This is a genomic window from Pelagivirga sediminicola, assembly GCF_003072125.1.
Lineage (GTDB): Bacteria > Pseudomonadota > Alphaproteobacteria > Rhodobacterales > Rhodobacteraceae > Roseovarius > Roseovarius sediminicola.
On the sequence record NZ_QCYH01000008.1, the window covers coordinates 34,505 to 49,461 of the forward strand.

General features: G+C 67.5%; 11 protein-coding genes. 3 read left to right on the forward strand and 8 right to left on the reverse strand.

Annotated features, from left to right (window positions below; translation table 11 throughout):
* Positions 1 to 62: 62 nt before the first annotated feature.
* Together DC366_RS13505 and mgtE are read right to left on the reverse strand one after the other, a co-directional pair.
* Complete coding sequence (locus DC366_RS13505; protein WP_108692757.1) at positions 63 to 1,001, reverse strand: sulfurtransferase; 939 nt, start codon at positions 999 to 1,001, stop codon at positions 63 to 65.
* 216 nt (positions 1,002 to 1,217) lie between these two features.
* Positions 1,218 to 2,546 (reverse strand): magnesium transporter, encoded by a 1,329-nt coding sequence (gene mgtE / locus DC366_RS13510; protein WP_108692758.1) that lies wholly within the window; start codon positions 2,544 to 2,546, stop codon positions 1,218 to 1,220.
* A gap of 196 nt (positions 2,547 to 2,742) precedes the next feature.
* Here mgtE and DC366_RS13515 point away from each other — a divergent pair, with 196 nt between their 5' ends.
* The gene (locus DC366_RS13515) at positions 2,743 to 4,203 is read left to right on the forward strand and encodes an MFS transporter (RefSeq protein ID WP_108692759.1); all 1,461 of its coding nucleotides are present in this window, start codon (positions 2,743 to 2,745) and stop codon (positions 4,201 to 4,203) included.
* Between the two features lie 34 nt (positions 4,204 to 4,237).
* Here DC366_RS13515 and DC366_RS13520 read toward each other — a convergent pair whose 3' ends face one another.
* From DC366_RS13520 to DC366_RS13530, 3 genes are all read right to left on the reverse strand, one after another.
* The gene (locus DC366_RS13520; protein WP_108692760.1) at positions 4,238 to 5,860 is read right to left on the reverse strand and encodes a GMC family oxidoreductase; all 1,623 of its coding nucleotides are present in this window, start codon (positions 5,858 to 5,860) and stop codon (positions 4,238 to 4,240) included.
* A gap of 50 nt (positions 5,861 to 5,910) precedes the next feature.
* Positions 5,911 to 6,351, reverse strand: coding sequence for a sugar dehydrogenase complex small subunit (locus DC366_RS13525; protein ID WP_108692761.1), 441 nt, complete (start codon positions 6,349 to 6,351; stop codon positions 5,911 to 5,913).
* A 120-nt stretch (positions 6,352 to 6,471) separates the two neighbouring features.
* The gene (locus DC366_RS13530; protein WP_108692762.1) at positions 6,472 to 8,982 is read right to left on the reverse strand and encodes a cation:proton antiporter; all 2,511 of its coding nucleotides are present in this window, start codon (positions 8,980 to 8,982) and stop codon (positions 6,472 to 6,474) included.
* Between the two features lie 233 nt (positions 8,983 to 9,215).
* Here DC366_RS13530 and DC366_RS13535 point away from each other — a divergent pair, with 233 nt between their 5' ends.
* On the forward strand, positions 9,216 to 10,079 hold the full coding sequence (locus tag DC366_RS13535) for a universal stress protein (RefSeq protein ID WP_108692763.1): 864 nt from the start codon (positions 9,216 to 9,218) through the stop codon (positions 10,077 to 10,079).
* Between the two features lie 11 nt (positions 10,080 to 10,090).
* On the opposite strand, the gene DC366_RS13540 is transcribed toward DC366_RS13535, so the two are convergent.
* Complete coding sequence (locus tag DC366_RS13540) at positions 10,091 to 13,546, reverse strand: chromosome segregation SMC family protein (RefSeq protein ID WP_108692764.1); 3,456 nt, start codon at positions 13,544 to 13,546, stop codon at positions 10,091 to 10,093.
* 179 nt (positions 13,547 to 13,725) lie between these two features.
* On the opposite strand from DC366_RS13540, the gene DC366_RS13545 reads away from it, so the two are divergent.
* Positions 13,726 to 14,175, forward strand: coding sequence for a GNAT family N-acetyltransferase (locus DC366_RS13545; RefSeq protein ID WP_108692871.1), 450 nt, complete (start codon positions 13,726 to 13,728; stop codon positions 14,173 to 14,175).
* 24 nt (positions 14,176 to 14,199) lie between these two features.
* Here the strand turns inward: DC366_RS13545 and DC366_RS13550 are convergent, their stop codons facing one another.
* Together DC366_RS13550 and DC366_RS13555 are read right to left on the reverse strand one after the other, a co-directional pair.
* Entirely contained in the window at positions 14,200 to 14,391 is a 192-nt protein-coding gene (locus DC366_RS13550; RefSeq protein WP_108692765.1) for a hypothetical protein, read from the reverse strand.
* Between the two features lie 88 nt (positions 14,392 to 14,479).
* Positions 14,480 to 14,884, reverse strand: coding sequence for a hypothetical protein (locus DC366_RS13555; protein WP_207768722.1), 405 nt, complete (start codon positions 14,882 to 14,884; stop codon positions 14,480 to 14,482).
* Positions 14,885 to 14,957: the final 73 nt, after the last annotated feature.

Sequence of the window (14,957 nt, forward strand, 5' to 3'; positions counted from 1 at the left end):
ACGCGCCGCGCCAAGGCTGCGCGGGGCAGTGTCCGCTGCGCCAATGAATGCCGCCTGCGTCATCAATTGCCCCCGGTTAGCTGGTTCCAGAAATTGGCGAACAATCCCGGCTGGTTCTGCATCTCGCCCCCGGTTTGCGAATACTCCACCATCGAGCCGGGATAGAGCTTCACGTTCTCGATGCCTGCCAGTTCGGACATGGCGAACCAATCGGTCGCGGCCCAGTGGCCGGTGTTGCAAAAGGACACGAGCGGCGCGCCGGTGTCCGCGCCCAGCCGGGCCTTGAGCGCGGCGACGCTCATCTCGCCCCCGATGGCGGTCGCGCCGGGGCGGAAAAACTCGGTATGGGGCAGGTTTTGCGCCCCGGGCAACGTGCCGGGACGGTCCGCGGCATCATGCGCCTTTTTGCCCTCGAAAAAGGGCGCGGGGCGCGCGTCGATCAGCGTGGCGGCCTCCTGCCCCGACACCGCGCGCTCGATTGTCGCGGTGTCGGCGGTCCAGGTGTCGTCCCAGCTGATGTCGAGCGCGCTCGGCGCCGGCTGGGCTGCGTCCTTGGACAGCGGCAAGCCCGCGTTGACCCACGCGGTCGCGCCGCCGTTCAGCACCGCAAGCTGCGTGAACCCCGTGCTCTTGAGCGTCCAGTAGACGCGCGCGGCCGCGCCGAAATCGGTGTCCGTGTCTCCTTGCGAGACGATGACGACCGGCTCGGACGGCTCCAGCCCCAGACGCTCTAACAGGGCCTCCAGATCGGCGACGGCGGGCACCGCGCCGGGATTGTCCGCCGGGCCGCGAAAGAGGCTGTAAGGCGCCGCGAGTGCGCCCGTGATGTGGCCCGCATCAAACCCTTCGGCGCGAATGTCCAGAATGTCGCGCGCCTGCGCGCCTTTGGCAAGCTCGGCCAGCTCGGCGGGCGACACCAGCGGGCCGAACTCCTGCGCAAGCGCGCTGGTGGCAAGCATTGCGGCCGCGCCGGTCAGGAATGACAGAATGAGGCGTTTCATGGCGGGACTCCCTTCGGGAAAGACGTGTTTGACCTCCGATTTAGGATATTTGCAGGCGTTGCAAGCCGCGCCGGAGGACGGGCGCGGCCGGGAGGGAGGATTTCATTCAAATCGGCCCCGGACAGCCGGAACGATATTCCGATCCGGCGGCACGCACCAAGCCGCGCGACCCGCGTCCGTGCACCCCGATGGAACGCGGGCCTTATTGCCCCACCGTCATATGTTCAGCACCAAGCTGGCGATGGTGAAATACAAGATCACGCCGAGCCCGTCCGAGATCGTCGTCACCAGCGGGCCGCTCGCCGTTGCCGGATCCAGCCGCAGGCGGCTGAGCACGAAGGGCAGCGACATCCCGACAAGGCTGCCGATCAGAACCGCGACGAACATCGTCAGGCTGACGGTCATGGCGATATCCATGCCGCCCCGCCACGCGCCCAGCGGGAATACCACCGCCGCCATCGTGGCGCCCAGCGCCGCGGCCACCGCCGCCTCGCGCAGCAGCAGATCGCGCCAGTCGCTCAGCGCGACATCGCCCGTCGCCAGCGCGCGCACCATCAACGTCGCCGATTGCGATCCCGCGTTGCCGCTGCTGTCGATCAAAAGCGGCAGGAAGAATACCAGCGACACATAGGCAAGGATCACATCCTCGAAATAGGCGATGCCCGCGCCGGAAAAGAGGTTGCCGAAGATCAGCAGCGCCAGCCAGACGATCCGCCGCGAATAGAGCATGCCGATCCCCGCCTGCCGCATGTTCTGCGTGAACGGCAGCACGGTCGAGATCTTCTGGAAATCCTCGGTCGCCTCGGCCTGCATCACGTCGGCGGCGTCGTCATGGGTCACGATGCCCACCAGACGCCCGGCCCCGTCCAGCACCGGAATCGCCAGAAGGTCATAGCGCGCGATCAGCTTGGCCACGTCCTCCTGATCGGTCTCCAGCGTGACCGACACCGGCGCAGGCTCCATGAGCGTATCGATCCGCGCCTCGCCTTCCGCAAGGATCAGCGCGTGCAGCCGCACCGAGCCGGTCAGGCGCTGATCGCGGTCCACCACGTAGGAGCGATAGATCGTTTCCTTGCCGGGGGCTTGAAGGCGCAGGGCGTCAATGGCACCCTCGGCGGTCATGTCCGCATCGAGGATCGCGAAATCCGAGGTCATGATCGCGCCGGCGGAGCCTTCGGCATAGGTGGACAGGCGGCGCATATCCTCGCGCACGGACGGCTCCAGATCGCGGGCCAGACGGTCCTGCGCGGCGGCGGGCAGCTGGTTGAACAGATCGACGCGATCGTCGGCATTCATCGCGCCCACGATCCGCGCCAGATCATCCGGCGCCATGTGCTGTGCAAGGTCCACCTGGAACCCCAGCGGCAGGTTCTCGAACACGCTCGCACGCCGCGCGTCCTCAAGGCCGGACAGCAGCGCCCACGCCTCGTCCACCGGCATGAGCGCCAGCCACGCCGCCAGATCGATGGGATGCGCGGATCCAAGAAACGCGCGAACGGCATCTTCGCTGGTGTCTGCGGGATAGGCGGCAAGGTCGGCCGACATATGGGGGGAATCCTATCGGCTCGGGCAATGGGGCGTGCGCGGTGCACCCTAAGGCCGCGCAACGCCGCTTCCCAGCACGATCTTGACCGGGCGGGCACGCGCCGCGCCGCATCGCCGCCGCCGAGGGATAAATTGAAGTCCCGCGCCGCGCGGGCTACATGGGCGGGCAACGCACGCAGATGGAAAGTCCCGAACTATGGTGTCGCCCGATACAGACGCGCAATTATCCGGCGAAATCGACGCCGATCCAACGGCGGACCCGATAAGATGGCGTATCCTTTTCGTGCTGCTGGTCACGATCTTCATGACGCTGATCGGTGTGAGCATCGTGAACGTGGCGCTGCCCTCGATCCGGCAGGGGCTGGGCGCGTCGCAGTCGGACCTGCAATGGGTATTGTCGGGCTATGCGCTGACCTTCGGGGTGATCCTGGTGGCGGCGGGGCGCGCGGGCGACATCATGGGCCGGGGCGGCCTGTTCCTGATCGGCGTGGGCATCTTTACCGCCGCGTCGGTCGCGGCGGGGCTGGCGCCCAACGCCGAATGGCTGAATGCCGCGCGCTTTGTGCAGGGGATCGGATCGGGGCTGCTGAACCCGCAGGGCCTGGGCATGATCCAGCATTATTTCCGCGGCGACGCGCGCGGGCGCGCGTTCGGTTATTTTGGCACCGCGGTCGGCTTTTCGGTGGCCATCGGCCCGGTCCTCGGCGGCTTTCTGATCGAGCTGGGCGGGCCCGATCTGGGCTGGCGGCTGACATTTCTGGTCAACGTGCCGATCGGCCTGACCGCCATCGTTCTGGGGCTGCTGTGGTTTCCGCGCCCCCTGATCGTGCGCCTTCCCAGGACGGGAAGCGGCCTGCGCTCGCTGGATCCGGTCGGCGCGGGCTTGCTGGGATTCGCGGTGCTGGCCATCCTCTTTCCCTTCGTCGAGGGGAGCGGACGCACGATCCTGTGGCTGCTGCTGCCCGCGGGGCTGCTGCTGGTCTGGCTCTGGGTGCTGTGGGAGCGGCGCTATGCCCGTCTCGGCCTTAGCCCGATGGTCGATCTCAAGATCTTCGCGACCCGCAGCTATACCAACGGCATCACGATCATGGCGCTCTATTTCATGGGCGTCACCAGCGTCTGGGTGCTGGTTGCGCTCTATGTGCAGGAGGGCGCGGGCAAGTCGGCGCTGCAATCGGGCACGTTCGGCATTCCTGCCGCGCTTCTGTCGGCCTATGCCGCGCATTGGTCCGGCAGCCGGGTCATGCGCTTTGGCCGCAAGCTGGTGATCGGGGGGATGCTGATCGCGCTCTGCGGGCTGGGGCTGAGCATCATCGTGGTGCTGATGCACGAAGCCGGGCATCTGAGCATCTGGTGGCTGATGGCATCGCTGGCCTTTGTCGGCATCGCCCAAGGGGCGGTGATCAGCCCGAACCAGACGCTGACGCTGTCGGAGGTTCCGCTGAACTATGCCGGCAGTTCCGGCGCCATCATGCAGACCGGCCAGCGGATCGGCACCGCGGTCGGGATCGCCGTCATTACCGCCGCGACATTCTGGGCGCTGTCCAGGGCGTCATGGTCCGCGGCGATGGTCACGGGATTCAGCCTGATCGGATTCGTGGTGTTTCTGGGCCTTCTCGTCGCGGTCAAGGATCTGCGCGACCGCCGCAAGGCCTGAGGGGCGGGCAACCTGCCCCGCCCCCCGGGCGCCATCACTCCTCGCGCGCGCCTGCGGCGATCGCGTCCACCGCACGCAGCGACAGGGCGGCGATGGTCAGGCTGGGGTTGGCCGTGGCCGACGTGGGAAAGGTGCCCGATCCCAGCATGAACAGGTTGCGGTGATCGAAGCTGCGCAGATCGGCATCCACCACCGCGCCTTTCGCATCCGCGCCCATCCGCACGGTGCCGATGATGTGGCCCGCGCCCTCGGCATCCTCGCGGTGGTTGACGTTGGTTGCGCCCATCGCCTCGAAAATCTCGTCATGGGCCTCCTGAGCGGCCTGAAGTCCGGCGCGGGTATACTCGGACAGATCGTAATGAATGCGCGGCAAGGGCATGCCGTTCGCGTCCTTTTTATCGGGGTCCAGCGTCACGCGGTTTTCCGCGTCCGGCGATTGCTCGACCAGCGAGCTGATGCGGATCTGGCGTGATGTCGCCTCCTTGATCGCGGTATCGAGCGCATCGCCGCGCAGACCCGAGCGGGCCAGATCCTCGGCCGTCGAGAGCGGCGCACCGGTGGGCCAGCTATGCCCGTCATTGGCAATCTCGATCCGGAAGGCCGCGTGATCCTTGCGAAAATCGCCATCGCGCAGGTTCTCGATGCCCGATGTCGACAGCGGGCCGCGGAACGGCCAGACCGGCTCGGCCGTCTCCGCCCAGCTCAGCTTGGAGGGGTGGTCCATCAGGTTGCGCCCCACCTGGTCCGAGCTGTTGAAGATGCCGTTCTGCGCGCCCTCCTGCGCCGAGTTCAGCAACAGGCGCGGCGTTTCCACCGCGTGCGCCGCAAGCACCACCACCTTGCCGCTTGCAACGCCGGTGCTGCCGTCCGCGCGGCGGAAATCGACAGAGGCAATGCGCCCGTCCGCGCCCAGATTGAGCCGCGTCGCCGTCGTCTGGTCATGCACCTCGGCGCCTGCGGCCTCGGCCTCCCGGACGTGGACGGTGGCATCGTATTTGGCCTGAATGGGGCAGATCGGGATGCACGACCCGTTGCCGCAACAGGCCGGGCGATTCGCGTGGAATTCCGAGTTTCGCCCCTGTGGCGTTGCACGCAAATGAAACCGCGAGCCCTCCAGCGCCTTGCCGACCACCTTGTCCAGATAGGTGACCGGGATCATCGGCATCGGAAAATCGCCCGACCGTGGCGAGCCCAGATCCTCGCTGCTGTCGCCGGCAACGCCGATTTCCTGCTCGGCAGCCAGATAGAACGGCTCCAGCGCGTCATAATCGAGCGGCCAGTCGACGGCGTGGCCGTAAAGCGTGTTCAGCTTGAAATCTGCCGGCACGTTGCGCAGCGTGGTGCCCAGCCAATGCCACGTCGTGCCGCCGACAACCTTCAGGTAGGTGGATTTGAACAGCTCCGGGCCCATTTGCTGATAGTATTCCTCCAGCTTGTGGGTCAGCGGATGGGGCGCTTCGGGATCGTTCGGATAGGGCGATTCCGGCACCTTGGCCGGGGCTTTCCAGAACGTCTCGACCGCATCGAAACGGTCGATCCGCTTGCCGCTTTCCAAAAAGGCCACCTTCAGGCCTTTTTGCGCAAGTTTCGCGCCTGCCATCGCTCCGGCGATACCGGTGCCGATGATGAGAACGTCCGCGGTGATATCATTTGCCATTGCTGAAATTCCTTGGATATTGGTCTGTTAAATGAAAACGCGCGTGCCGCTCATGCCTTGGGCGGGTCCGCCCAATCGCCCATCTGCCCGTTGCAAAAGGCCATCGGCGTGGCGAATGTCATCGCCTGCCAGATCAGCGCATCGGTGTAGAACAGAACGTTCGGATCGTCCGCGGCAGGCGATGTTCCGGTGTACCAGGTCGCGACGATGGAGTTCTCCAGCTCGGCCGCCTCGCCCCCGCCGACCAATGCCGCGATGTCATCGGCCTTTCCGGCCTGCGAGAACGCCTCCAGCATTTTCGCCGCAAGATCCTCGTAGAGATCGTCCTTGCCGGTCAGTTCCTTGGACAGGGCAAGAAATGCGCCGACGTCAAGATCGGCCGCCATGGCACCTTTGGGCCATTGGGCCAGCGGCAGGACCGCCAGCGCGGACACGGCCGAGAGCAGACCGCGGCGGGTCAGCCTGGGCGAAGATGCGGTGTTGGTATCCATGAAGTCGTCCCCCGTTTGAAATGCCTGTGGATTGCGTTGCAACCCGACAGCGAACGTGCCGGACGTTTCAATGGTTCCGGCCGGGCGGCGCGTTTGCAGCCCGTGACGCGTCTTGCCGCGTCACTTCTCGCTGGCGCCCAACGGCAAGAGATCGGGGTCAATTCCGCGCTTCTCGGCGCTGGCCCGGACGCCGTTTCTGAGGGCCTGACTGCGCGTCAGCAACGTCCGAAAGCGCGTCTCGTCCAGGATCAGAAGCGTCGAGGGGGCGATTGCCTGCGCCTCGACCCGGCGGGCCTTGTTCATCAGGATGGCCATCTGGCCGAACATCTCGCCCCGGCCCAGCCGCCAAGTCTGGCCCGCGCTTTCCAGTTGCACCGCGCCCGACGCGATGAAGAACACGCTTTTCGCGGGATGGTCCTTGTGAAAGATCACCTTGCCCGCATCGACATACCGGGTCTGCAGCGAGCGGCCCAGCTTCCTGAGCGCGCGGTCGTCGAGATCGGCGAACAACGGAAACTGCCGCACCAGCTCCGAGCGCTGCACCGCAATATCAAGCCGCGGGCGCGCCTCCGCCTTGGCCCGGCGCCCGGTGAGGTCCTGCATCAGCGCGGTATAGACTTCGGCGCCGATCAGCCCATCGTCACGCATCGCGGTATATTCGCGCTCTTCCAGCCGCAGCGCCGTCCGGCGGATGAAGCGGCGCTCCAGTTCCTCGGCATAGCCGGGATATTGCAGCCGAAGTCCTTCCAGCGCGGTCTCGACACTCTCGATCCGACGCTCCAGAAGCTCGTGCAGGACGTCGCCCACGCGCCGCCCGTGGATGCGGCGGATGCGCCCGTCGATGAAGGCGTGCAGGTCCTGCAGGATCAGCCGCTGCGACAGCAGCCGCTCGAACCGGTCGGCGGTCATGCGCACCAAGAGGGTCTGCAGACCCAGCCGGCTGTGCAGCACCACCGCGGCGCGGAACGCCTTGCCATAGGCCACCGAGCGGCGCGCCGAGCGTTGATAGCCGCTGCGCCCGCCGGTGCGCGCCGCCTCGATCAGCCGATCGGCGTCCGACAGGATCTGCTCGGCCATGCGCGCCGATATCGTCCGCTCGCGCACGCGTTCAAGGATCGTCTCGCGCTCGAACCCGGCCAGCGCGATCAGGCCCAGCGTGATCCGGTCCCGGTCCAGAATGTCGACCGTGTTCTCGGCCGATTTCACGGCCTCCTCCAGCCGGTCGCCGAACATCTTCGCCTCCGAACGCACGATGTCATGGGTCAGGTTGTAATCGTCTGTCGTGCGGGCGACATCCTCGCGCACGGTCTGCAGCGCGACGGCGACCACCTGCCGCGACATCGCCTCGTCAATGGGGGACAGCCGGTCAAGCCCAAGCCAGCCGATGACCGTCCGCAGCGTCGTGCCCTGCACGATCAGCGTGAACAGCGTGAACCCCGTCGCCAGGATCCCGACGAGGCGCTTGACCTCGACCGGCACGCGAAAGCTCTCGGTCACGGCAAGCGCAAGCGCCAGCGTCACCGCCCCGCGCAGCCCGCCCCACAGGATCGCGGCGCGGTAGGGCCGGTCGACCACGGGCGAGACGCGCAGCATCGTCAGCAGCGGCAGCAATCCGAACAGGATCACCGCGCGCGCCGCGATGGCCGCAAGGACGATGACCACGATCAGCAGAAAATCCCCGATCCTGACATCCTGCAGGATGCGCGGGATCAGCAAGGCGGCAAGGATGAAGATCAGCGCGCCGGCCCAATGAGCCAGAAGATCCCAGATCTCGCGCAGGTTGATCCACGCCTGCGGCGGCAGACGCCCCGGCCCCGTCAGGTTCAGCGTCAGCCCGGCAACGACGACGGCGATCACGCCCGATGCGCCGATCACCTGCTCGGCCCCGATATAGGCCAGATAGGGCAGCGCCACCGAGATCGAGATCAGCGCCAGCTCGTGACGCCCGAACAGCGCCATGATCCAGACCGCGATCCGCGTCGCCAGCCAGCCGGTCAGCGCCCCGCCCGCGATCAGAACCGGAAACCGGCCCAGCGCATCGCTCAGCCGGGGGTCGGACCCGCCGATCGCGACGAACCCCATGAAAAGGCCGAAAAGCGCGATGGCCGCCGCATCGTTCAGCAGGCTTTCGCCCTCGATGATCCGCGCCAGCCTGCGCGGCGCCGAGATCGAGCGGAAGATCGACACCACCGCCGACGGATCGGTGGTGGAAACGATCGCCCCGATCAGCAGACAGGCCGCGATCGGCAGCGCGCTGACCCATGACAGCGCGATCCCCACGCTCAGCGTCGCCGCGATCACCGCGACAACCGCCAGAACCAGGATCGGCACCCAGTCATCGAGCATCCGGCGCAGGTTCATCCCCAGCGTCGCCTGAAACAGAAGCGTGGGAAGGAACACGTACAAAAAGACGTTGGACCGGATCGGCAGCCCAAGGATCGCGGCGGCCACCGGATTGAGCGCATCGGTCAGATCGGTGCGCATGAAGAACAGCGCGCCGGTTCCGATCAGAATGCCCAGGATCGCGAGGATCACAGTATAGGGCAGCCGCAGGCGCGCCGCCAACGGCTCGGCCGCGCCGATGACCAGAAAGAGCGATGAGATCACCGCGGTGACAAGAACGATATCCATAACATGCGGATACCCCAATTCGGCGCAGGCGGGAACTGGTCTCAACGGCAAATCCACGCAATCGCGGGCATCACTGGTGCAGCCGCGCGAACCGGCATCATATGGATGGACCAAGGGGCGATCATGCACTAGCCTTCAAGGCCGGCTGCCTCCGGTTCCGGGCGACACCGCCCTGCCCGGTCCGGGCCGCCTTGAGCAGACGGCACAAGGCCAGCGCCGGAAGGACTGATGCAATGAAGAAAATCATGGTTGCCACGGATTTCTCCGAGCGCTCCGACATGGCCGTGACGCGCGCCGCCATGCTTGCGCGCCAAAGCGGCGCCGCGATCGCGCTGGTCCATGTCGTCGATGACGATCAGCCGCGCCGCATCGTCGAGGTCGAGCGCGAGGAATCGCAGGCGCTGCTGGACCGGGCGGCGCAGACGATCCGCGAGGCGGGCGATGTTACCTGCGAGACGCGCGTTCTGATGGGATCGTCCTTTGCGGGGCTTGTCGAGGCGGGGGCGCAACTGCGCCCCGATCTGCTGGTGATCGGCGCCCATCGCCGGCAAATGCTGGAGGATGTGTTCATCGGAACCACGGCCGAGCGCACGATCCGCCTCGTGGATTTCCCGGTGCTGATGGTCAACGCGCCCGCCGCAAGGGATTACCGCCACATGATGCACACCTCCGACCTGTCGGCCGGCTCGCAAGACGCGTTGCAGCGCGCCGTCGCGCTTGGCATCGGCGCGGATGCCCGCAACAGCGTGCTTCACATCTTCGACGCGCCCGCGCTGCGGCTGGTGATGGTGGACACCATGTCACGCGACGAACAGAAACGGTATCTGGCCAATGAGCGGCAAGATGCCATGCGCGCGCTGCGCGCCTTCCTGTCGGACGCAAAGCTGGAGGGTATCGAGCCGGTCGTGCGCTACAAAGTGAAGGCGACCCATGACGAGATCCTGAAAGCGGCGAAGGCCGAAGAGGCCGATATCGTCATGCTGGCAACCCACGGCCGGCGGGGCCTTGCCAAGCTGCTGATCGGCAGCGTCACCGAAAAGGTGCTGCGCGCCGCACCCGTGGACATCCTGTCGATCCCGCCCAGGCGCGGCGGTTGAGGCGACGAGCCTTACGCCACCAGCGCCTCGGCCTTTTTCAGATCGACCGAAACCAGTTGCGACACCCCCTGTTCGGCCATCGTGACGCCGAACAGCCTGTCCATCCGGCTCATCGTGACGGCGTTGTGGGTGATGATCAGGAACCGCGTTTCGGTGCGGCGGCACATCTCGTCCAGAAGATCGCAGAACCGTGCCACGTTGGCATCGTCCAGCGGCGCGTCGACCTCGTCCAGCACGCAGATCGGCGCGGGATTGGCCAGAAACACGCCGAAGATCAGCGCCAGCGCAGTCAGCGTCTGCTCGCCGCCCGAAAGCAGGCTGAGCGTGGCCAGCTTCTTGCCGGGGGGCTGGCACATGATCTCAAGCCCCGCCTCCAATGGATCGTCCGATTCCACCAGCACCAGATTGGCCTCGCCCCCGCCGAACAAATGCTTGAAAAGCATGCTGAAATTCGCGTTCACCTGCTCGAACGCGGTCAAGAGTCGCTCGCGCCCCTCGCGGTTGAGCCCGGCGATGCCGCTGCGCAGCGCCTTGATCGCCTCCTCCAGATCGGTCTTTTCGGCGATCAGCGTGCCGTGCTCGGCCGCGATTTCCTTGGCGTCCTCCTCGGCGCGCAGGTTGACGGCGCCCAGCGCGTCGCGCTGGCGTTTCAGCCGGTTCACGTCCGCCTCGATCGCCTCGGCGCCGGGCATGGCGTCCACATCCGTATCGAGCGTGGCGAGCAGCGCCTCCGGCGTCATCTCAAGCTCGTCGGCGATCCGCTGAGCGGCGGCGCGGCGCGCCTCGCTCGCGGCGTCGGTGCGCGCCTCGCTGCGCGCGCGGGCCTCGCGCGCCTCGCCTGCGGCGCGTTCGGCGGTGCGCTCGGCCTCGGTGGCACTGCGCTGCGCGCCCTCGCCAGTGCTCAGCGCATCGCGGGAGCCGGCCAGACGCGCCTCGGCCTCGGTGATCTTCTCTGACAGCGTGCTGCGCTCATCGGCCAGCTTCGCGGGGATCTCGGCGGCCTCCGCCAGTTCGGCCTCGGACGCGGCCTTGCGCTCGGCCAGCTCGGCGCTGCGCTTTTCAGCCGTCTCCAGCCGGTGCCGCCAGCCGCTGATCTCCTTGGTCACTTCCTGGCGGCGGCGCACGCGTGCCTCGCCCTCGCGGCGCAGCTCGTCATGGGCCGAGCGGCGCGACATCATGGTGATGCGCGCGGCCTCGACCGTCATCTTGATATCCTCGGCGCGCGCGCGCTCGGCCTCCAGATCGCCCAGATCCGCCAGCCCCCTTTCGGCCTCGGCAAGGGCGGTGCGCGCGCCCATCGCCTCATCCTCGTGGCGGGTCACGGCGAGGCCCAGCGCCTCCAGCTTGGACGCGGCCAGGTTGCGATCCGCCTCGGCGCGGCTGAGCGCGCGCGAGGCGTCCTGCATCGCGCTGTCGGCGGTGCGGCGCGCGGCGCGCGCGGCCTTGTCGGCCTCGGTCCGCTCGGCCAGCTGGTGGGTCAGCGTCTCATGCGCGCTGCGCGCCCCATCGGCGCGCGCGGTGGCGTGTTCCAGCAATTGTTTCAGCTCTTCCAGACGGTTAAGCTGCTGGAGCCGCAATGCCGCGGCCGAGGGTGCATCCTCGGCCCAGGCGCGATAGCCGTCCCAGCGCCACAGATCACCCTCAAGGCTGACAAGGCGCTGGCCCGGTTTAAGCTGCGCCTGCAGGCGCGGCCCCTCATCGGGATCGACCAGCCCGATCTGGCTCATCCGGCGGGCCAGAACATCAGGCACGGAGACATTCCGGGTCAGCGGCGCCGCCCCGTCCGGCAGGGTCTGGGGCGCGTCATATCCCGGCAGTTCCGTCCAGCCGGACGGCCCGTCCGCGCCCACCTGCGGCGCGCGCAGATCATCGGCAAGCGCGGCGCCAAGCGCCTTTTCATAGCCTTGCTGCACCTGCAGACGGTCCATGATCTGCCCGCCCTCGGCGGTGTCGCGGTCCAGCAGCCGTGCCAGCGCCGAGACCTCGGCGCTCAGCGCGCTGAGCTCGCCGTCGGCGGCGCTGCGCTCGGCGCGCGCGTCGGCCTCGCGTGCCTGGGTGTCGCTGCGCGCCTCGTCGGCAGCCAGCAACGCGGCCTCGGCGGCCTCGGCGGCGGCCTGCGCCGTGCGCTCGGCCTCGCCCGCGGCGTCGAAATCGCGGCCCGCCTGCTCCATCGCCTCGCGGCTCTGGGCGACGGCGGCGCGGGCGCGCTCGGCCTCCGCCTCGCTGCGCTCCAGCGTCTTGCGGCTGTCGGACAAAAGCCGCTGCGCGGACTGGTGGCGCGCAGCAAGGCGCGCGACATCCTCGGTCAGCACGCTCAGATCCGACTCGCGCTCCTGAAGCCGCTCGCTGGCCTCGCGCGCGGCGTCCGCGGCATCCCCAAGACGGTCCTCGTGGCCCTCGGCGGCCTTCAGCAGCTCGGCCTGCTCCCAGTCAAGGCGCGCGATCGTGTCGCCCGCATCCCGGTTCAACCCCGCCTCGCGCTCGATGTCGCGCGCAAGCTGCGCGATGCGGCCCTCCAGCGTCTCGATCCGGGTGCGCGCGGCGATTTCCTGATCGGCAAGGCTGCCATGCTGCACGCTCAGCCGTTGCAGGATGGCGGCGGCGATCGCCTCCTCCTCGCGCAGGGCCGGCAGGGCGTCTTCGGCGGCGGCGCGGGCCTTGGCGGCGTCGCGCGCGGCTGTCTCCGCGCGGGCCGTGGCGGCCGTGCGCTCGCGCAGCTCGCCGCGAGCGACGGTCAACGCCTCGTCCGCCTCGCGCCAGCGCCGATAGAGCAGCAGGCCCTCGGCATGGCGAAGTTCGTCCCCGATGGCGCGATAGCGCGCAGCCTGGCGCGCCTGCCGCGCCAGCGTGGCAAGCTGCCCGGCCAGTTGATCGACGGTATCGTCCACGCGCGTCAGATTGGCCTCCGCCCCCTTCAGCTTCAGCTCCGCCTCGTGGCGCCGCTGATAAAGGCCCGAGATACCCGCGGCTTCCTCCAATATGCGGCGCCGCGATTTGGGCTTGGCGTTGATCAGCTCGGAAATCTGCCCCTGCCGCACCAGCGCGGGCGAGTGGGCCCCGGTCGAGGCATCGGCGAACAGCATCTGCACATCGCGCGCGCGCACATCCTTGCCGTTGACCTGATAGGCGCTGCCCACGTCGCGGGTGATGCGGCGCACGATCTCGATATGATCGGCGTCGTTGAAGCCTGCGGGCGCAAGGCGGTCGGCGTTGTCGATATGGATCGTCACCTCGGCGAAATTGCGCGCGCCGCGCGATCCCGACCCGGCAAAGATCACATCCTCCATCCCGCCGCCGCGCATGGCCGTCGGGCGGTTTTCGCCCATCACCCAGCGCAGCGCCTCCAGAAGGTTGGACTTGCCGCAGCCATTGGGCCCGACCACGCCGGTGCGGCCGCTGCCGATGATCAGATCGGTCGGGTCCACGAAGCTTTTGAAGCCGGTCAGTCTGAGCTTGGAAAAGCGCAAGGGATGCGTATGCTCCGTTCAGTGCCGCGAATTTGCTGGCGTCTATGTGGCGATCCTTGGGGCGGGCTGTCAATGTCAATCACCCCTCATATGGCGGGGGATCGCCGCTTATCCACAAGATATCGCATCGTGCGGCGCGCCCGCTTGACTTTGCCGCGGGCGCCGCGCCACATCTGCGCATGTTGATCATCGAGCCCGCAAACCCCACCGATCCCGGCCCCCGCGCCCTGCTGGAGCAAAGCCATGCGCTGATGCAGGAGCTTTTCACGCCGGAAGAGAACTTTTTTCTCGGCTTCGATGCGCTGGCCGCGCCGGAGGTTCATTTCGTGATCGCGCGCGAGGGCGAGACGCTTCTGGCCACCGGCGCGGTGGTTCAGATGGAGGGCTATTGCGAGGTCAAATCCATGTATACCGCCGCGTCCGCACGGGGGCGCGGCGTCGCCTCTGCCGTGCTGCGCGCGCTGGAGGATCATGCGCGCGGCCTGAATGCGGCGCGCATGATGCTGGAGACGGGCGAGGCGCTGGCCAGCGCGATTCGCCTTTACGAGCGGCACGGCTTCGTGCGTTGCGCGCTCTTCGGCGACTACACGCCGAACGATGTCAGCGTCTACATGGAGAAAACGCTCTGATCGCCCGCGCGCACGCGGCGCGCGTCAGCCCTCGCCGCCATCCTTCTTTGCGCGCTCGTCCTGCGCCGCTTTCATCCGCTTGAGCAGTTCCGCCTTGCTGGGCCGGCCGCCGGCGCGTTCGCCAAACGGATCCTTGTCCGAGCCGGGCGCATTATGCTCGGCGTGGCGCGGCGCGTTGCGGCCCATCTTGGGGGCGCCCTGTGCCTTGTAGTTCATGCTGTCATCCTCGCGGGCGAAGCTGCCCGGCGCCAGCTATCGCGCAAACGCGCGCCATGTTCAAGCGGCCGCAAGCGGTGCGCGCGCCTCAATAGCGCACCCGCTCGCAGGTCAGTTCGGCCAGGCCGTCCGAAATGGAATAGACGTCGCAATCATAGGTGTTGCCACGCGGCAAAGGCGCCTGGCGCTGGCCGCAATCAAGCCATGCGGTCATCAACGCGGCATCGCCGTCCAGCCTGCGCACACGGCAGCCCGACACCCGCTCGATCGCGGCGACGGCCTGCGGCGCGACCGCCCCCAGCCGCGGCGCCCATTGGCCGTTCCGGCGCATCGCCTCGGCCCGCGTGCCATCGACGCGCACATCGAACGTGACCCCCTTCACGGTAACGCGCGTCGCCTCGACCCCGCGAAATCCGGGGCCGGGCGTATTGCAGGCTGCCAGCAAAAGCACACCCAAAGGCAGCAGGACAAACATCAGGGGCACAGTCTTCATCCGCATCCCATAACACACCGGGTGTTAACGACTGGTTATCGTCGCTGCAGCGCAGCAAACATTCAAACCACGG

What these genes read in the sequence shown, in the direction of transcription:
- DC366_RS13520 (WP_108692760.1), bottom strand. Translation starts at nt 5,860, where the DNA reads ATGGCAAATGATATCACCGCGGACGTTCTCATCATCGGCACCGGTATC.
- DC366_RS13505 (WP_108692757.1), bottom strand. Translation starts at nt 1,001, where the DNA reads ATGAAACGCCTCATTCTGTCATTCCTGACCGGCGCGGCCGCAATGCTT.
- DC366_RS13530 (WP_108692762.1), bottom strand. Translation starts at nt 8,982, where the DNA reads ATGGATATCGTTCTTGTCACCGCGGTGATCTCATCGCTCTTTCTGGTC.
- DC366_RS13550 (WP_108692765.1), bottom strand. Translation starts at nt 14,391, where the DNA reads ATGAACTACAAGGCACAGGGCGCCCCCAAGATGGGCCGCAACGCGCCG.
- DC366_RS13515 (WP_108692759.1), top strand. Translation starts at nt 2,743, where the DNA reads ATGGTGTCGCCCGATACAGACGCGCAATTATCCGGCGAAATCGACGCC.
- DC366_RS13535 (WP_108692763.1), top strand. Translation starts at nt 9,216, where the DNA reads ATGAAGAAAATCATGGTTGCCACGGATTTCTCCGAGCGCTCCGACATG.
- DC366_RS13545 (WP_108692871.1), top strand. Translation starts at nt 13,726, where the DNA reads ATGTTGATCATCGAGCCCGCAAACCCCACCGATCCCGGCCCCCGCGCC.
- DC366_RS13525 (WP_108692761.1), bottom strand. Translation starts at nt 6,351, where the DNA reads ATGGATACCAACACCGCATCTTCGCCCAGGCTGACCCGCCGCGGTCTG.
- DC366_RS13555 (WP_207768722.1), bottom strand. Translation starts at nt 14,884, where the DNA reads ATGAAGACTGTGCCCCTGATGTTTGTCCTGCTGCCTTTGGGTGTGCTT.
- mgtE (WP_108692758.1), bottom strand. Translation starts at nt 2,546, where the DNA reads ATGTCGGCCGACCTTGCCGCCTATCCCGCAGACACCAGCGAAGATGCC.